The organism is Flagellimonas sp. 2504JD1-5, from assembly GCF_053618295.1.
This window is the reverse complement of the sequence record NZ_JBSIOU010000001.1, coordinates 1,482,265-1,499,504: the sequence shown is the minus strand read 5'-3', so window position 1 is coordinate 1,499,504 and position 17,240 is coordinate 1,482,265. Positions and strand designations below refer to the sequence as shown.

General features: G+C 39.6%; 17 protein-coding genes. 5 read left to right on the top strand and 12 right to left on the bottom strand.

The window, feature by feature from the left end:
- Nucleotides 1-22 precede the first annotated feature (22 nt).
- The 7 genes from ACULLG_RS06660 to cyoE all read right to left on the bottom strand — a co-directional run bounded on the left by ACULLG_RS06660 (nucleotide 23) and on the right by cyoE (nucleotide 4,970).
- Nucleotides 23-559, bottom strand: a complete 537-nt coding sequence (locus tag ACULLG_RS06660) for a DUF420 domain-containing protein (protein WP_452125991.1) — start codon at nucleotides 557-559, stop codon at nucleotides 23-25.
- Complete coding sequence (locus ACULLG_RS06655) at nucleotides 556-1,302, bottom strand: SCO family protein (protein WP_452125990.1); 747 nt, start codon at nucleotides 1,300-1,302, stop codon at nucleotides 556-558. The genes ACULLG_RS06660 and ACULLG_RS06655 overlap by 4 nt, the downstream gene beginning before the upstream one ends.
- Nucleotides 1,280-1,915, bottom strand: a complete 636-nt coding sequence (locus ACULLG_RS06650) for a hypothetical protein (protein ID WP_452125989.1) — start codon at nucleotides 1,913-1,915, stop codon at nucleotides 1,280-1,282. The genes ACULLG_RS06655 and ACULLG_RS06650 overlap by 23 nt, the downstream gene beginning before the upstream one ends.
- 68 nt (nucleotides 1,916-1,983) lie before the next feature.
- The gene (locus ACULLG_RS06645) at nucleotides 1,984-2,367 is read right to left on the bottom strand and encodes a cytochrome C oxidase subunit IV family protein (protein WP_452125988.1); all 384 of its coding nucleotides are present in this window, start codon (nucleotides 2,365-2,367) and stop codon (nucleotides 1,984-1,986) included.
- A gap of 48 nt (nucleotides 2,368-2,415) precedes the next feature.
- On the bottom strand, nucleotides 2,416-3,390 hold the full coding sequence (locus tag ACULLG_RS06640) for a cytochrome c oxidase subunit 3 (protein ID WP_452125987.1): 975 nt from the start codon (nucleotides 3,388-3,390) through the stop codon (nucleotides 2,416-2,418).
- Between the two features lie 92 nt (nucleotides 3,391-3,482).
- Nucleotides 3,483-4,064, bottom strand: coding sequence for a cytochrome c oxidase subunit 3 (locus tag ACULLG_RS06635; RefSeq protein ID WP_452125986.1), 582 nt, complete (start codon nucleotides 4,062-4,064; stop codon nucleotides 3,483-3,485).
- A 3-nt stretch (nucleotides 4,065-4,067) separates the two neighbouring features.
- Nucleotides 4,068-4,970, bottom strand: coding sequence for a heme o synthase (cyoE, locus tag ACULLG_RS06630; RefSeq protein ID WP_452125985.1), 903 nt, complete (start codon nucleotides 4,968-4,970; stop codon nucleotides 4,068-4,070).
- A 127-nt stretch (nucleotides 4,971-5,097) separates the two neighbouring features.
- Here cyoE and ACULLG_RS06625 point away from each other — a divergent pair, with 127 nt between their 5' ends.
- The 5 genes from ACULLG_RS06625 to ACULLG_RS06605 all read left to right on the top strand — a co-directional run bounded on the left by ACULLG_RS06625 (nucleotide 5,098) and on the right by ACULLG_RS06605 (nucleotide 7,758).
- Nucleotides 5,098-5,607: an MBL fold metallo-hydrolase gene (locus tag ACULLG_RS06625; RefSeq protein ID WP_452125984.1), complete on the top strand. Its 510-nt coding sequence runs from the start codon at nucleotides 5,098-5,100 to the stop codon at nucleotides 5,605-5,607.
- A gap of 24 nt (nucleotides 5,608-5,631) precedes the next feature.
- Nucleotides 5,632-5,979 carry a hypothetical protein gene (locus ACULLG_RS06620; protein WP_452125983.1) on the top strand — a complete coding sequence of 116 codons (348 nt, stop codon included), beginning with the start codon at nucleotides 5,632-5,634 and terminating at the stop codon, nucleotides 5,977-5,979.
- Between the two features lie 20 nt (nucleotides 5,980-5,999).
- Nucleotides 6,000-6,839: a LytR/AlgR family response regulator transcription factor gene (locus tag ACULLG_RS06615; RefSeq protein WP_452125982.1), complete on the top strand. Its 840-nt coding sequence runs from the start codon at nucleotides 6,000-6,002 to the stop codon at nucleotides 6,837-6,839.
- Nucleotides 6,840-6,888: 49 nt separating this feature from the next.
- Nucleotides 6,889-7,287, top strand: coding sequence for a DoxX family protein (locus tag ACULLG_RS06610; RefSeq protein WP_452125981.1), 399 nt, complete (start codon nucleotides 6,889-6,891; stop codon nucleotides 7,285-7,287).
- Nucleotides 7,288-7,386: 99 nt separating this feature from the next.
- Nucleotides 7,387-7,758, top strand: coding sequence for a hypothetical protein (locus tag ACULLG_RS06605; protein ID WP_452125980.1), 372 nt, complete (start codon nucleotides 7,387-7,389; stop codon nucleotides 7,756-7,758).
- Nucleotides 7,759-7,841: 83 nt separating this feature from the next.
- Here the strand turns inward: ACULLG_RS06605 and ACULLG_RS06600 are convergent, their stop codons facing one another.
- From ACULLG_RS06600 to ruvA, 5 genes are all read right to left on the bottom strand, one after another.
- A complete protein-coding gene (locus ACULLG_RS06600) occupies nucleotides 7,842-8,546 on the bottom strand; it encodes an energy transducer TonB (RefSeq protein WP_452125979.1) in 705 nt (234 codons plus the stop codon).
- A 52-nt stretch (nucleotides 8,547-8,598) separates the two neighbouring features.
- The gene (locus ACULLG_RS06595; RefSeq protein WP_452125978.1) at nucleotides 8,599-8,949 is read right to left on the bottom strand and encodes a VanZ family protein; all 351 of its coding nucleotides are present in this window, start codon (nucleotides 8,947-8,949) and stop codon (nucleotides 8,599-8,601) included.
- Nucleotides 8,950-8,998: 49 nt separating this feature from the next.
- The gene (gene gcvH, locus ACULLG_RS06590; protein ID WP_452125977.1) at nucleotides 8,999-9,379 is read right to left on the bottom strand and encodes a glycine cleavage system protein GcvH; all 381 of its coding nucleotides are present in this window, start codon (nucleotides 9,377-9,379) and stop codon (nucleotides 8,999-9,001) included.
- A gap of 139 nt (nucleotides 9,380-9,518) precedes the next feature.
- Nucleotides 9,519-16,628, bottom strand: coding sequence for a T9SS outer membrane translocon Sov/SprA (gene sov / locus ACULLG_RS06585; protein ID WP_452125976.1), 7,110 nt, complete (start codon nucleotides 16,626-16,628; stop codon nucleotides 9,519-9,521).
- A 5-nt stretch (nucleotides 16,629-16,633) separates the two neighbouring features.
- The gene (gene ruvA, locus ACULLG_RS06580) at nucleotides 16,634-17,215 is read right to left on the bottom strand and encodes a Holliday junction branch migration protein RuvA (protein ID WP_452125975.1); all 582 of its coding nucleotides are present in this window, start codon (nucleotides 17,213-17,215) and stop codon (nucleotides 16,634-16,636) included.
- Between the last annotated feature and the right edge of the window lie 25 nt (nucleotides 17,216-17,240).

Sequence of the window (17,240 nt, the reverse complement as noted above, 5' to 3'; positions counted from 1 at the left end):
AATTCTGATTCTCACGGTAAAGTCAATATTGATAATATGGTGAAATCATAAGGTATACCACAACGCCCGTTACGGCAACATATAACCAAATAGGAAATGTATACTTAGCCCATTTTCTATGGGCTGTGTAATTTTCCATATAGCCTTTTGAATACGTTATAAGTACCAAAGGAATTACTGCAATGGAAAGTAAAATGTGCGTAAGTAGAATAAAATAATAAATATACCGCAAGACTCCTTCCCCTCCGTAGGGTGTACTTTGAGAAGTCATATGGTACGCAACATACATCACTAAAAATAATGCCGAAAGCACAATGCACGTTGTCATCAGTTTTTGGTGCACTTTTCTTTTTCCATTTTTAATTGCCATTACGGCTGCGAAAAGTAATACGGCCGTAAGTCCATTAATAGACGCGTAGATGGGCGGTAAAAAAGTCAATGGCTTTGCGTCTGGAATCTTGTACATAAAAAGTAGTGCCACAAGTAAAGGGACGACAATGGAAACAGCGGTAATCCATTTCTTGACCTGTTTTTCATTGGCTGAAATTACTTCCTTCATTTTTCCAACAATAATTTTTGAATATCCTCTTTTAACATGGTTATTTGCTGTGCCTCGCCCTCAGCATTTACACCCTGTTTTTCTGTTATGGTTCCGCGGTAATATATTAAAGGGTTTCCATGGTCATCATTCCTAGATCTAATGTACCCCTGCTTATCCACCAAAGCGAACATACCTGAATGCTCAAATCCACCTGGGGCATCTTCAACTTCATTTGCCACAATATAAAAACCTTCTTGGGCCAATCTATAAATGGAATCCCTGTCCCCGGTCATGAGATGCCAATCTTTATCTTCCACACCATATTTATCTGCATATTTCTTTAAAATGCCAGGGGTATCGTAACGTGGATTTATGGTGAACGATGCCACACCAAAATTCTTTTGGTCCTTAAAAGTATCCTGAAGTTCCACCAAGTTCTTGGTCATAATAGGGCATATGGTTGGACAAGTTGTAAAAAAGAACTCAACCACATATACCTTGCCCAAATAATCTTCATTGGAGACCAATACGCTATCCTGGTTCAAGAAGGAAAAAGATGGTACTTTTCTTTTTTGGCCATTCCCGATAATAAAACCCAATTCCTTTTGCAGGGCATGGACGCTCATTCTGTCGTTTTCCACCACTTCCCCTTCCTTGAGTTTTTTGGTCATTTCGTATACGGCAAAAATGCCGAAAATCAGGATGACCGCGGATATCCAAACGTAATTGTATTTCTTTTTACTGTTCGCTCCTATCGGCATTGTTCTTCTTTAGTGCTAGACGATATTCTGCAAGGATTATCTTCACATCGTCTTCCATTTTATTATTCAATTCTGCTACAGAGTTGGTGTTAAACCCATATTTGACACCTTCATCCTCATCGTCATTTCTACCTCTTAGATTCAATTCTTTGTCCACTATAAAAACATATGGGGTGCCCATATCGGTATCCAACTGCATTCCCGTTTTCATACCCTCGAAAAATGAAGCTATTTCTTCATTGGTACCGAAAGCAAAATTCCATTTTGAGACATCTGACAACTTTCCCAATTCCTTTTTTAATGCAGCCGTTTTATCTTCAGTACCCTCTGGAGCAATCATGATAAATTGCAAATCTTTGAATTCCCCAAACCTCTTGTATATTTTTTGGTTAAGGTTGAAGGCATTTCCTCTTCTCTTTTCAACTTCATTTCCTAAAAATCCAAGAATGGTTATTTTATTTTGAAGTTTGATGTCACCCTTAAAATTAGAAAGTTCAGGTAAATCTGTTGTTAGTATTGGAAGTTTTCCAAAGTTGTTCACTCCTGATGCAAAGAATAGGTAAGCCACCAGTGGGAGAATAAACAAAACAACTAAAACAAACGTCTTTTTCATAAATGTTTGAGTGGTACAAAAATAAAAAAGACGGTTTAAAACCGCCTTTTTCATTTGTTAATACTTTTCTAGAAATTCCAGGACAGGTATCCATCCTTGAATATGTTATAGATGTAATCCGCTTCAAAAAGTAAAATAAACACCAAATAACATATCAAAAATATTGGGGTCCATACAATCGCCCTTCTCAAGGAACTTCTCTCGTCACGCAAGTGCATAAAGTCCCAAGCGATGTAATATGCCTTTACTAAAGTAAGAATGATGAATATCCAGTTGAGGAGTTTCATTCCTATAAAATAATTTTGGGTCAAAACTTCAGGTTTAAAAATCCCCAGAACAACCTCTACTGCGGTGACAATGGAAAGAAAAATCAATACTCCCCATATTTTTTGGATATTGTTTTTAAACTTTACTAATCCTCTAAAAATTTCAAGTTTATGTTCGTGTGCCATGTTGTTTTATGTTATGGATTTCCACCTTTGTGGAAATGACAAATCAAATTATACCAAATAAAAGAATGTGAATACAAATACCCATACTAAATCTACAAAGTGCCAGTACAGACCAACTTTCTCCACCATTTCATAATGTCCACGACGCTCATAGGTACCTAGGATGATATTGAAGAAAATGATAATATTTATAAGTACTCCTGAGAATACGTGAAATCCGTGAAATCCTGTAATGAAAAAGAAAAAGTCCGCGAATAATCGACTTCCGTATTCGTTGTGAATCAGGTTTGCGCCTTCAACCACTTGGGTCGCACTGTTGAGTTTAGCTAACGATTCTTGTCGAGATAACACCGTTTTTTCACCTTCTTCATTGATGGTCTCTGTACGAATCAAAATGTTAGGTGTTGCCTTAAATCCTGCCACCACCTCATTTAAAGAAAATGAAGTTTTATAGCCGTCTTGCATAAACCATACACCCTCACTTTTCTCGTGCTTCACCCTATCTTCCGGTAGTGCCTTTGAAAAATCGGCCAAAGCCGCTCTTTCGCCAGTCTCGGCATCCACAAATTGAAGTATTCTTCCTCCCTTGGTCTCCAATGCTCCATAATCCCCTTTTATAAAAGTTGCCCATTCCCAAGCCTGGGAACCAACAAAAATTGCTCCGCCGATTATGGTAAGGAACATATAGAGAATTACCTTTTTTTGCATCATTTTGTGCCCGGCATCCACAGCAAGTACCATGGTGACGGAGGACATAATCAAAACAAAGGTCATAAAGGCTACATAAATCATGGGGTAATTTCCATGGAAAAAGGGTACGTGGGTAAACACCTCATCGGCAATGGGCCAAGTTTCGATAAACTTGAACCTTGAAAAGCCATAAGAAACCAAGAAGCCAGAAAAGGTCAAGGCATCCGAGACAATAAAAAACCACATCATCATTTTTCCGTAGCTAGCGTTCAGTGGCTGATTTCCGCCTCCCCAAACGCTTTCTTCAGTACCGGTAGTCACCGTTGTATTCATATAAAAGGTCGTTTTAATAAAACTTTCACAAATTTACATCTTTTGGTGTATTCGAAAAGATAAAGTTGAATGAAAACTGAATCGATTCAAATTTATTTCACGAAATACATGAATAGTATTAAATACACCCAAAGAAAATCCAAAAAATGCCAGAAAGTGGCACCTAGTTCCAATCCCAACATATTTCCTGGCATGTATTTTCCCCGCAACTGTTGCACCAATACGACCAGCAGTGAAATCAAACCTGCCACCAAATGTGCAATATGCACCGCCGCAATCAAAAACACATAAGACATTTTAATATTGCTTGTTGGGCCGGTAAAGTAATACCCATTTTCCACCATTTGGGAGAATCCCAAAAATTGCAGGATAATAAACGTAATGCCCAATACCAAAGTTATAACTAATAATAGGGTTCCTTTGGATTGATCATTTCTGCTTACAGACAGTTTGGCTAAAAAATAGGTGATGCTACTTAGAATTATTACAGCGGTGCTAATAAAAAATGCTTGGGGCAATTCCAAATCACTGATCCAATCTTCTCGCTTGCTGCTTACAATATAGGCACTGGTCCAACCGGCAAAACCCATAATCAGACTCACAATACCGAACCACAGCATCATTTTTTTTGCTCGTCGGTTTTTTACTTCAATATCTACTTCGGTTAAATCCATATGCTAGCTAACAAACTTGTCTATTACGTATATAATTTGAATGAGTGATATGTAGGTTACACTTGCCAACATTAATCTTCGGGCAGACATATTATCCCTCTTTTCATATAATTTGAATGCAAATATCAACATTACCAATCCGGAAAGCAATACAATCACAGCAGCCGGTATAGACAAATGCAATCTCCCCGTAAACCCAAATGCGGGCATTACGGAAATAACAATCATCCAAATGGTGTACAGTATAATTTGCAGGGCGGTTCCGGCATCTTTCTTTCCTGTGGGCAACATTTTAAATCCGCCTTTTTTGTAATCTTCATCCAGCATCCATCCCAATGCCCAAAAATGGGGAAATTGCCAAAAAAATTGAATCATGAACAATGTTCCAGGCTCAATTCCAAACTCGTTGGTGGCCGCAACCCAGCCCAACATAAATGGAATGGCTCCAGGAAATGCACCAACAAATACCGATAATGGCGTCTTTGTTTTTAAAGGCGTGTAAACGCTGGTGTATAAAAAAATTGAAATGGCTCCGAACATTGCTGTTTTTGGATTAAGCATGTATAAGGCTATCACCCCAATTGCTGTTAAGGTGACCGCAATGGTCATTGCCATTTGCACCGACATTCTTCCGCCAGGTATTGGTCGGTTTTTGGTTCGGTTCATTAGAGCATCTAGATCCTTCTCAATGATTTGGTTGTACGCGTTGGATGCCCCAACCATGCAATAACCACCAAAGGCGAGCAACAACACAGACATTAAATCAATCTGGGTAGCTCCCAAAAAATAGCCTGCGATGGAAGAAAAAACCACACTTACGGCCAGTTTGGCTTTAGTGATTTCTTTAAAATCGGCAAAAGTCAAAGACAAGGATGCATTTTTTACGGAACTTACGGCGGGTTTCATCCACAAATTCAATTGGCTGGCAAAGATAACGTCGCAATATCTCATTTCCAACCTATTGTCAGTCTTTATGTTATTTTTGAATGGACGCTGCGTCTTATTAATCAAAATCAACCCTAAAACTATAGCTATGCGTAACTTTTTGCTCTCAATAGCCGTTCTTTTTGCATTTTCAATTTACAGTCAGGATGTGACCATATCCATAGACACCTTGGGCCAAAACACCTACATGTTGACAGGAAGGGGTGGAAATATTGGAATTTACGTTGGAAATAATCATGTATTTATGGTCGATGATCAGTTTGCCCCCCTGAGTTCTAAAATCAAGGCCGCTATTTCCAATTTGACCGACAAGCCTATTTCGTATTTGGTAAATACGCATATGCATGGAGATCATACGGGTGGAAATATCAATTTCAATACGGAAAACACCACTTTGGTTGCCCATGACAATGTTCGGAAAAGACTTGAGACCAAGGGACAACAAAATGTAGCGGCCAACAAAATGAGCCAATCAGACTATGAAAAAAGCTTGCCGGAAATTACTTATTCGGAAGGAATGACCTTTTATGATGGGGATGAAACCGTAATGGCACTTCATGTGCACAAAGCACATACTGATGGTGATACGATGATTTAATTTGTGACTGAAAATGTGCTTCATATGGGTGATACTTATTTTTCCGGTCGCTACCCTTATATTGACCTAAACAATGGAGGTAGTGTCAAAGGTTATATCGCTGCCCATAAGAAAGTGCTTATGGTCATTGATGAACACACCAAGATTATACCAGGTCATGGAAGACCTTCCGACAAAAAAGAACTGGAAAGTTACACCAAGATGTTGGAAGACATTCAAACCATAGTTCAGAAAGAAATTGATGCTGGAAAAGGTTTAGACCAAGTAAAGAATGATACTTCTTTGTTGGCGAAATATGATTCAACCCATGGAAATGGATATATCAACCCTGAAAAAATGAGGGAAACGGTTTATAAAAGCTTAGCTAACTAAAGACAATCCAGTAAAACAACTTGAAAAGGAAAATAGCCGAAGTCTACAATAACAACAAATCCTTTAAAGCTTTTGTATGGATTGTTTTAGGTGGTTTTGGAACAGCTGTGTCCGTTTTTTTAAGAAATACGATTATTTATGGGCAATATGATGACCCACCTGCAATCTTGCTTTCTCCGCTTCTTTTTGAATACCTTTCCTTTTCCCTAATTGCTTTTTTATTTCCTTGGAGTTGGAATTTAAAAAAAGATAACAAAATGCTTCGGGCATTGGTTGTCGGTCTTACCGGATTGGTATTTGTGCTCCTATATTTTTTAATCTTATCTGTTATCGAGTGGTCCGTGCGTGATAGGAGTTATGATCTTTGGATGAGTTATAGATTCATGATACTGCATTCTTCAATTTTTGCTTCTATAGTTTATGTAGCGATCGCGGCAGTCTTGTTTTATTTGGGAGTGGTAAAACGCAACCCAGCACCTCTTTCTTATCCGGATAGAATTCCCTATCGAATTCGCAATGATCATTTTTTTGTTGAAATGGGAGACGTTGTTTTTTTTGAATCGGAAGGAAATTATGTATCGGTACATTCCCGTGATGGATCCAAAGTTTTGATACGGCGTAAAATTAGTGACTTGGAAAGTGAACTGAACCCCAATGATTTTCTCAGAGTTCATCGAAGATCCATAATCAATACCAAAAAACTCCAGTCATATAGCATTGATCCAAATGGCGGGTATCTGATACGTTTCGAAAATGGGAAGACCCTGAAAGTTAGTAAGAGCTACACCCAAATTTTTAAAAGGTTTATTGTTGAAACCAAACTTCCATCACAAAAATTGGGCAAGTCATCACATTTCTAGGCATGACATTGACCTGAAATTTAATTTAGGCCAATCAAATTGGTTTAAAATGAAATATTTAACACTTATTAGAGCAAAGCTCACAAAATTACAACCTATCCTTATTTGGATAATGAGTGCTTGGTTGGCCCATTCCATGATTCTCAATGGCATTAGAAAGCTGGACCCAGATGGCTTTTGGACCAATGCTTTTACCAACTGGGGCTATCCTGTATGGTTTCGTGTCTTGGTGGGTATTCTTGAGGTTAGTGGTGGATTACTTCTTTTGATTCCCAAAGTGAGGCATTGGGGCGGGTTAATCTTAGCCCCTGTTATGGTAGGTGCCTTAGTCACCCGGTTAGTCCATGGCACCGTTTATGACGATGCCATATTTCTTCTGTTTGTAGTTGCCAGCTTCTTGTATTTTAGTTCCAATCTCTCGTCAGACAATAAAACTTCCAGCATTTAGGGAAATCCATAACAGTATTCGGGAAACATCGGCAATTAGAAAGGTCTCATTCGCAGTTACTTTTGCTCCAAACAAGTTATTCACCTAAAACATTTAAATATGGAAACTACAATACAGGAGCAAGAATTGTTGAGCAAAGCAAACGAAGTGACCAGCTTATTGGCTAAAGGAAAATTTATCGAGGCCATGGAAAACTATCTGGCCGATGACGTACAACTTTTTGAAGGGAACAATCCCGCAAAAGTAGGGAAAACGTTTTGCCTTATAGAAGAGCAAAAATTATTGGATACAGTGACCGCCTTCCACGGATACAAAGTTATCAGTGGTCCTGCAGTAAAAGGGGATACTACTTTTTACGAGGCGATTATGGAATTCGATACCAACGATGGGACAAAGCACAGGTTTGAGCAAGTTGTGCGTACACAATGGAAAGATGGTAAAATTATCAATGAGCGTTATTATCACGCCTAATTCAAATTTATATTCACAAAAAAAGCCCTAGTTTTTCAACTAGGGCTTTTTCCATTCCTGCCTCGACAGGAACATTAAATATTTTACTGTAGCTTAAAGGTAATTGGAATACTAAAAGGAACTTTTACAGCTCTTCCCCGTTGCTTACCAGGAGTCATTTTTGGTAATTTCTGGATAATACGTAAGGCTTCTTTTTCCAAGTTCTTATCTGGTCCACGCATTCTAATATTTCCAATGCTTCCATCTTTTTGGATAACAAAAATTACATTTACCCTTCCTTGTACACCCATTTCCTGGGCGATTTCTGGGTAACGGAAGTTTTTACGGATATGCTTCTGCATCATTTCCTGGAAACATGCTTTTTTATTGCTAGATCGTTCGCATCCAGGAAAAACTGGCACATCTTCAATAACGGCAAACGGAACAGAAATGTCTTCCTCCACTTCTTCAACCTCTACCTCTTCAACTTCCATCACTTCTTCTTCCTGACTGGTTTCCGTGGATTCGATAACAGTTTCCTCAACCTCTTCTTCATCCTCAACAACCTCGATTACTTCTGGAGCTGCAGGTGGCGGTGGTGGCGGTGGCGTCTTTATTTGCTCCGTCATTGGCACCTCTTCGTCCAACTGATCCTCAACATTCATTGAGATATCGTAATCGTTGCTTTTATCGTATTTCTTCCATTCCATGGCTCCATAAACCAACCCCAAAACAGCTGCCAACCCTATCACAAAATAGAGCGAACTGTTTTTTCCTACATCTGCTTTTGGATTCTTTTTTAGTTCCATCGTTTTGATTTTAGTGTTTGCTAATTTAATATTTAATTGGCTAAATAAACAATTAATATTTCCATTTTAACGGCCTTTCTTTAGAAAAATACCATTTAATTAAGCTAACTCCTACAATTGCCCCCAAGGTATTCGCAAGAACATCGCCAAATTCTGCCATGCGATCTGTGGTCAAAGTGTATTGCAATACCTCAATAAGCATACCATAAAACACAGCCACAAAACCTATTAAAATTGCCGCTTTTCCCAATTTCATACTGCCCTTTGTTCGTTCCCTAAGAAAAAGGCAGCCCAAAAGAGCGAAAATCATATAAAAGGTAAAGTGGGTGACCTTGTCGGCATAGGGGATGTTCAAATTCCCGGTATCCAAATCAAGATCTGAAAAAGAAAATAAGCTGAGCATTGTTATGAACAATATCCAGCTTATAAATAAGAAGGTAAAAATATATGTTTTAAGCACCGATCAATGCCTTATAATCCTCATCACTCATTAACCCTTCCGTTTCGGAGGGGTCACTCATCTTAATTTTAATCATCCAGCCTACACCGTATGGGTCGGTATTTACTTTTTCGGGTTCGTCTTCCAAAGCTTCATTAAATTCTATAATCTCACCACTTAAGGGCAAAAACAAATCTGAAACCGTTTTTACGGCTTCAACGGTACCGAAGACCTCTTCTTTATCTAGAGTCTCATCTACAGTCTCTACTTCTACATAAACAATATCACCTAATTCACCTTGGGCGAAATCCGTGATTCCAACTGTGGCAACATCGCCCTCGATTTTTATCCACTCGTGGTCTTTGGTGTATTTTAGTTCTGCTGGTATATTCATTGTTCCATTTTGTTTAAGTACGCTGACAAATGTAACAGATAAAGCATAGCTTTTCAAGTAAATTTTGACATAAATCCATATCAGAATTTATTGTTTAGGTCAACCCTTCAACAGGCTCAGGGTGCCATAAAAAACAAAATTAGTTGCCGAAATTATATCGGAGGGTAAAGCCGGTATTGATTGTGGTCTGTGGGAAAGCCGTTGACACTGCAAACTGTGAGAAGGAATGATCATAAAAGAACAATGCGTTCAAACTTTTACTCAAGGCATAGTCTGCTGTAAACTTTACGGACATCAATTTCTGTCCTGAAGTGATCTGGTTATTGTCGATATCGAGATTTCTGATAATGGTGATATTATCACGAAGCGATAGATCTGCCTTTAAGTTCAAATCTCCTTTCAGTCTGGTGCGTTCACCACCAATATTGGTGACGAACTTTACATCCTTGAATCGATACCCTAAACCAAGAGTATATTCTTTCCCGTTGATTTCGGTCAATAGGTTGTTATCAAAACTCAAGGACAATGTTCTATCTGTTCTCACCTCTGCCAAAAAGCTAAATGAGTTTTTCATCTCAAAATCAACTCGCATCAACGGATTAAACTGATCTGTCAATACCACATTGTTTATGATATTCTCTGGAAGAAAATCTCCTGTTTCGGAATCAATTGCGGAGTTTTCACGTTCTAAATTGGTTTGGAAAGAGTTGATGCTATAGGCTGCTCTATACCCATGAGTCAGAGAAAAACGCTTGAATTTCTTTTTAAACCATCGGTTCTTCATTAAACCGGTATACTTGATGTTCCAGTTGGGAATCGGAATCTCTCTAAAAGCGTCCAGATTTACTCGATTTACATCTTGACCGGTGTAAGCGGCAAAAAATGCAGGTAACAGCACTTCTTGTTGCGTTTTTCCATACCGTTCTGGAAAGCCATCGGGGTCCAAAGTCCCAGGGTTTTGTCCCCGGTCCGAAACCAATCTGTTGGCAATGGTTATTCTGTTTTCCTTGAATTGTTCAAAAGTTTTGGAGTCAAACTCATCACTCTTGTTGAAAATGGTTCCAATCATAACGGTGGAAATACTAAAATTTCCCAATTCATTGATGAGACCATTATTTCCATTGATCCACTCTTCCGGACTATAACTTTCCTGTAAACTGCTCGAAAATTGTCTATCAGCGGTAAAATCTATGGTCAAATCTTGTGTAGGCTGCGCCGTTGCCGTGACATTTAATTGTCTATTCACATTTCGCATATACTGCGTATTGAATTCAGGAAAAGTGGTCAACCAACCATTTCGGGCCGCTTGGAACCGAACATCGGCCTGACTACCAAATACAAATCCAAAAGTTGGGCGCGTGGTTCCAATAAACCCAATGGATTGTGTATAACCAGGTAATACAGTACCTCGGTTTTCACTATAATTTATGTTGACCCGTTTTACCATAGTCACAATATCGACCAAAGTATTAAAGGCTTTGCCCGTCTTCTTCGGTGGCTTTTCATCTTCTACGCCAGATGCTGGATTACCTGCTTTATCCCTTCGTACTGCCACTTGATTTGCCGTTACCTTTCCATCGCGCTTTTTCAACCCCAAAAAATCGTAAAAACGTTGCATGGTCAAATTCCCCGTTAAGTTATGCGTACTTGCATTCTGAACGGTATTGATATCTTCACCTGCAACCTCATTCAGTGCATCTCCGCCACGTTGCCAATCAAAATTACTGGTGTAGGTATATTGTGCGTTGACAAAATTTAAAAAGGGTATTTTATCAAAAGGTAGTTCATAATTGAGCTGCATTTGTTGGGAATGGCGGTTGGGTTCGCCAACATCAAAAAATCCATCCCATAAATCCAATTCTTGGTTGATTCCCGAGTCAGGGTCACCATCCAAATTGAAATAGTTTCGAACAATATTATTATTGGACCCTGTAAGGTTCAATCGAAGTGATTTGGTCAAATTATAGTTCAATGCATACTGCCAATTGAACAGATAATTACGTTGTTGCAGCAAGGGCAATGCCAAAGCATCCACACCAGGTTCCAACACATCTCTAAACCGTTGTTGGTTGAACGATCTGTTTAAATTGGCGTTTACAGACAAGCTTGTTGGCAATACATTAAAGTTAAGCTCTTTTAGCCATTGCCAATATTTACCCATTAAAAGGGAATCGTTTTTAGCAAACGGAGCAACGGGAGCCGGTTTAAAATTGTGATTGTAGACAAATCCGGTGTTCACATTTTGATCACGAAGGTCGGCTACTTCAAAATCCCGATGATTGGTCTCATTGTACGAATAATTAAAAGTGAAATTTTCCACATCGAAAAAGTTCTCTTTGGCCTCTTCACCTCTATTTTTTCGAACCCCAATAAGGTTGATACTGGTCCGTTTTGTATAATCTTCGGCCTGTTTTTTAATGGTTTCGGCATCTTCTGCCGTTGTGGCCGCAGCAATACGGTCGTCCAATTTAAGATCGTCATAAACTGGGTCAAATTCGGGAGTGATCAAGGTTTCTGAAATGCCATAATTAAACGGAATTTGAATTCCCCATTTTTTGGGAAGCAATTGGCCTACGTTCACATTTGTTACCACATCGTATGCAATAGCGTCTTCCCTAGATCGTTCATTGGGCATTTGATCAATGGAACCAAAACCGGAGGTACTTCTACTTCCCGTGGCTGTTACATTGGCAAAATCAGCCATGTTGGCATCCAAAGCGGCTATTGCAGCCCAACCTCCATTGTTATCTAAACCGGCCAAACGGAGTTCGTTGAACCAAACTTCGCCACGTGCTGGCAGGTTATCTATATTTTTAACCCCCACCATCATTCCACGAAGGCTACCCAAAGATGGATTTCCCCGTATTCCAATACGCAATCTTCCCAAGGTGCGCGGGTCAAATTCATTCACAGGAACGGCTTCGCCATCAACAATTTCATAATAATTGATTTGGTTGAGACTCTGCTCTGCGATACCTCTTGATTTTACTTTATTCAAATCGCTTAATGCGATATCAATTTCATTGACATCTGGCCAAATTTCTTCAGCTGATGTTACATTGAAAGAGGTAAACTGCAACGGAAGTTCTATTTGATAGAAATTTTCGGAGAAATCGGTACCAATTCTAAGGAAACCAACTAAAGGAGTATCGTCATCGGAATAATCCCCATTTAATATTTTTTCGGCATGCATAAACATTTTAATACGTTCATACTGCCTTACATCCATATTCACGTTTTTGAAAACTCCCCTTGAATCTTGTGATTCCAAGTTTTCGACCACAAACGATAGAGACTGCTCGTTTTGACGGATTATGGTGTTATTGTTGTTCAATTGCTCCCTAATTACCCCTGGAGGTAAAACATAGGGAATAGGTTGCCTTCCAAAATTTTCTTCAATGTTGACCGTGTTTACATCTGTAACTGTGTTGTCGTCGGATGGATCGTTGTCCACATCAGGTTGTAAAGAATTGGTATAGGTTCTCCAATCACCCCGAACCAAATCCAAGGTAGCAAAACGTAGCACTACATCATTGGAAAAACCGGTAAGGTACATCCGCATAAAACTCACAGAACGGAAATCGGTAATCCCTCCTACGGCATCTGTAAAATCACTTAATGGAATTTTATATTGAATCCATCTTCTATTCAATTGGGCTCCATTGGGAAGTGTCGGCGTAAGCCCTTCACGAATATCGGTCACATATTGGTCATCAATCGTAGTGTTGGGTCTTATTTGGATTCGGTATTCAAAATAGCTGTTTACCGTATTCATGGTCAAGTCCCTATCAATATCCTCCACGTCCGGCAAAGTAGTAGACCCCCGATTGGTATTGGTGACCGCAACAGGAGAGTTTCCATCGGGATTATTGAAGTCAATATAGCGCTCCAAGATGCTCCCATCCCTATTTAAATAATATTGATAGTTGTCCAATGCAGGATCTTCCGTAGGACCATTGTAGATAGCCGCCTCTTCGGAATCATCCAATCCATCAAATCCTATATCCTGTTGACTACGATTAGTTTCATCGGCATCAAAGGCATAGACCAAAGATTGTGTTGAAGGCACTTCTCCCCAAATAGTTTGCCTTGGTATTTCGTTATTGGTACTGGCCGGAAGGCCATTTTCATATTGTTTGCGACCATCCTTTAAGATATCCTCTGAAATATTTCCAAGGTTAAAAACCAACTCACCAACATTTCCATCCACAGTTTCGCCATCTATATAGGGATCAAGTACCCAAAATTGTACAAATTCTACATTGGATTGTTCAAAATTGGTACTGCTCAACGGACGCATAATTCCCGCCCATTTGTCTTGAGGGGTTTCTGTTTCAAAACTTGGGTTGGCATTATATGGTCCTTTTTGATTTGGATAGTACACCAAATCCAAGGTTCCCTGTACCTGGGTCTGCCCTTGGGCAATATCTGTCTCGGTAAATATTTCGTTGATGAACACCCTTCGCGTTGTGTTCAAGGAAACATCGTTATCAGATAATCCGGTAGGTCTTTGGTTGGTATAAAAAATAGGGTCGATGGTATACCAAGCCATTTTTGCACGTTCATAACCCACATCGATATCAGTTCTATCTTGTAAAAACTCAACTGGCGGACTTGCCAATGTCCATCCCAATGATGAGCGAATATCAATTAGAGCCTGTGCTCCTTCAAAATCATCGATATAAGTGGTAGTTTCTCCTTGAAAATCTGCATTCTTTGGCGAATTGGGCTTTAAGACCGCCACTTCCCCCCTAATGGAAAGATTGGAGGGCACATCTGTATCAATATTGGGCAGTTTGTTTGCTAAACGGGTCAAAAATGGGATTTCTGTACTGAAATTTCCATTCAGGCCAAAGATGGTATTGTTGACAGGTTCAACACCAAAGTTTGATTTTTGGGTCAGTGGTCGTTCGTTCAAATTCAACAAAGTTCCTCCTAAAACAAAGTTTTCGTTGAATTTGTGCTCCACGTTAATTCCGGTGAATCTACGTGTCTGCTGTCCGAAAACCGCATTGTTTTCAACAGATATATTTATGGGTGTATTGGAGGCCTGCAAACTAGGGTCCAAAATCTGAACTGTTCCTGCTTGATAGTTAACCGTATAATCTATACCCTCCTGCAGTTGCCTCCCTCCGGCAGTCACTCTTACGGATCCACGAGGCACATTGAACGCACCAATGGGTATCCCATTATTTCCTTCGGATTTATATCGTCCTTTGATTTGAAAACGATTTTTCTCGGCATCTTGTAAAGAAGCGGCCTTGGTCTTGGCGTACATGTTTCGGAACACGTAACGCTGCTGGTTTACATTATATCCAGCATCATTTTCCACATCATAGGTTCCGCCTCCCAATTCATCAAAAAGGAACTCTCCGAAAGGCTCCACTTTGGTGAAAATGATTCGTCCAGATTGGGTGTCCACAGTAATTCCGGGAACATAATCGAAGAAACCGTCTCCGCCAGGTTGTACATCATTGTAAACATTCAAACGGTCTAGGTTGAACACATCCAGAAGTATCCGTTCTTCCAATCCCACTGGCCATCCAGCATTTGGGTCGACCGGGGTAATATAATTTCGTGGTGTGGGGTCTGAATATAAAATATTCAGTTTAAAATCTTCTTGACTCAATTGAAATGCACCTGTGGAATAGATGTTTTTCATCATCAAATCCCAAATGGGATCTTCCACGTTGGTAATATTACTTTTGAGCAATTTCAGAATCAAAGTATTGTTCTCAATGATTGGGTTTACACCACCAGAAACCGTAGTAGCGTCAATTCCGCCATTGGCAAATTCTCCTACTTGAAACACTTGCCCGTCTATGATATATTGAAAAGCAACTCCCAATACCTCATCATTGCTCAACCTCTGGTTCAAGGAAATATAACCTAACTGGGAATCGAACTGATAGTCCCTTCCAATCTCTAATTTTCTCGCATTCTCCAAAATGGCATAGTCAAATCCTTGATTTACCTGATATCCCGGAATATTAAATCCTTGTTCCACCGTGGCAATATCTCTAACAGACTGGGTTAAGGCCCCTGTTCCAATTTGGTTTGGGTCAAAATCATTGGCTTCATTTTGAGGATATCCTGTGGCTATTGCCGCTGGATTGAAGAATCCTGCCGGAGCACCGCCATTGATTCCAATTCGAGTTCTGTTCTCAATTGCTTCACCCAAATCTTGGATGGCAACAACATTACGTACGTTTAATGTTTGTTGGTTTCGGTTGGTCACCCATACTTCGAGTCTAGTAATTTGGACCTGACTTCTAATAAAGGGGTAATTTTGCAATGCCTGGTCATAATTGTCCCTAAAGTATTGGGCCAAGAAGAAGTGTTTGTCCTCATCGTAATCCAACGCGGTCAAAGAGAATTCATTAAGTGTTCCTCCGCCCTGGGCAACAACGGTATTGTTTTGCGAACGTTGTTCCGAGAAAACGGCAGTAACCGTTGTTCTTCCGAATTGCAACTGGGTCTTAACCCCAAAAAGACTCTGTGCGCCGGAAATGAGTGAACTGTTGAGGGGCATGTTCACATTTCCGATTTCTATTTTGCGTAGAATATCGTCATCGTCAGGGGTATAATCCAGTTTTACCAAATTTTGGAAGTCGAAAGTAGCTTCGGTGTCATAGTTTGCAGTTACTTGCAAACGCTCCCCTACTTTTCCCAATAAACTCAGGCTAATCCGCTGGTCAAAATCAAAGGAAAGATTGGTACGGTTTCGAGGTGACAGTGCTGGATTATCATTTTTTTGCCATAAAACACCCAAATCCATAGCTACAGAACCTTGCGGAATAACCTCAATGGTATTACCTCCGAAAACTGATTCGAAGAAGCTGTTGTTCACATAGAAATTGGGGAGCAAGTTTTTTCGAGCTTCCTCAGATCCTTGTTTTTTTCCAACAAAAGCATCTATTTTTTGTTTAAAATAGGATTTCATTTGTTCTTTCTGAACCAAGTCGTAGTACTGCTCCGGAGTAAGTATTGTTGGGTAGCTTATATTAAAATCGCCTACACTTTCTGTATAAATATAGCGATCAAGTTGGGGGTCGTAGGTGTATTTAGCAATAATGCTATCAGGATTATCCAAAATCAAACGCCCAAGAGCCACTCCTGTCTGTACAGAGTCTTGAACCTGCACATCAGTTTCTTGCCCCACGCTGGAGACGGTGGTCAAGAAACACACAACAAAGAAAAAGTGCTTAAATCTTAATGATCTAAGTTTTGGTTTTGCCCCTCTTTTCAAACTAGTTACAAATTTTTCAGCGCCAGTTTAATAATGTCCTCAACGCTTAATGTAGGATCTTCGGATAATACCTTGTCCACAACCTTTTCAGATTGTCTTCGGACAAAACCAAGAACCTCTAAAGCAGATAACGCTTCTTCTTTGCTTGTATTGTTCGATTGTTGGGAAACTTCACCCATATCGTAGACTTTCAAAATCTTGTCCTTTAAATCAAGAATTACCCGTTGCGCAGTTTTGGCCCCTATCCCCTTGACAGCCTGAATGGTAGGGACATCACCATTGGCAATTGCATCTCGAATCTGGGTAGGAGATAAGGAGGACAACATCGTCCTTGCGGTACTTGAACCTATACCTGACACTGAAATGAGCAATCTAAAGATTTCACGTTCACTTTTTTCCGCAAATCCAAAAAGGGTATGTGAGTCTTCCTTGACCTGTAAATGCGTAAATAATTGAATGTTTTCCTGATCTTTTAAATGTGAAAATGTATGTAACGAAATGTTTAAAAAATATCCAACTCCATTGCATTCCACAATAACGTATGTGGGGTTTTTTTCGACCAGTTTTCCTTTAAGATGGGTAATCATTTGGATTTTTGGATTGTTAGATTAT

Bases quoted from the DNA above. Each gene is read 5' to 3' on its own strand.
- ACULLG_RS06625 (WP_452125984.1), top strand. From the start codon at position 5,098: ATGCGTAACTTTTTGCTCTCAATAGCCGTTCTTTTTGCATTTTCAATT.
- ACULLG_RS06650 (WP_452125989.1), bottom strand. From the start codon at position 1,915: ATGAAAAAGACGTTTGTTTTAGTTGTTTTGTTTATTCTCCCACTGGTG.
- ACULLG_RS06610 (WP_452125981.1), top strand. From the start codon at position 6,889: ATGAAATATTTAACACTTATTAGAGCAAAGCTCACAAAATTACAACCT.
- ACULLG_RS06620 (WP_452125983.1), top strand. From the start codon at position 5,632: ATGGGTGATACTTATTTTTCCGGTCGCTACCCTTATATTGACCTAAAC.
- ACULLG_RS06595 (WP_452125978.1), bottom strand. From the start codon at position 8,949: ATGCTCAGCTTATTTTCTTTTTCAGATCTTGATTTGGATACCGGGAAT.
- gcvH (WP_452125977.1), bottom strand. From the start codon at position 9,379: ATGAATATACCAGCAGAACTAAAATACACCAAAGACCACGAGTGGATA.
- ACULLG_RS06660 (WP_452125991.1), bottom strand. From the start codon at position 559: ATGAAGGAAGTAATTTCAGCCAATGAAAAACAGGTCAAGAAATGGATT.
- ACULLG_RS06605 (WP_452125980.1), top strand. From the start codon at position 7,387: ATGGAAACTACAATACAGGAGCAAGAATTGTTGAGCAAAGCAAACGAA.
- ACULLG_RS06640 (WP_452125987.1), bottom strand. From the start codon at position 3,390: ATGAATACAACGGTGACTACCGGTACTGAAGAAAGCGTTTGGGGAGGC.
- ACULLG_RS06600 (WP_452125979.1), bottom strand. From the start codon at position 8,546: ATGGAACTAAAAAAGAATCCAAAAGCAGATGTAGGAAAAAACAGTTCG.
- cyoE (WP_452125985.1), bottom strand. From the start codon at position 4,970: ATGAAACCCGCCGTAAGTTCCGTAAAAAATGCATCCTTGTCTTTGACT.
- ACULLG_RS06645 (WP_452125988.1), bottom strand. From the start codon at position 2,367: ATGGCACACGAACATAAACTTGAAATTTTTAGAGGATTAGTAAAGTTT.
- ACULLG_RS06635 (WP_452125986.1), bottom strand. From the start codon at position 4,064: ATGGATTTAACCGAAGTAGATATTGAAGTAAAAAACCGACGAGCAAAA.
- ruvA (WP_452125975.1), bottom strand. From the start codon at position 17,215: ATGATTACCCATCTTAAAGGAAAACTGGTCGAAAAAAACCCCACATAC.
- ACULLG_RS06655 (WP_452125990.1), bottom strand. From the start codon at position 1,302: ATGCCGATAGGAGCGAACAGTAAAAAGAAATACAATTACGTTTGGATA.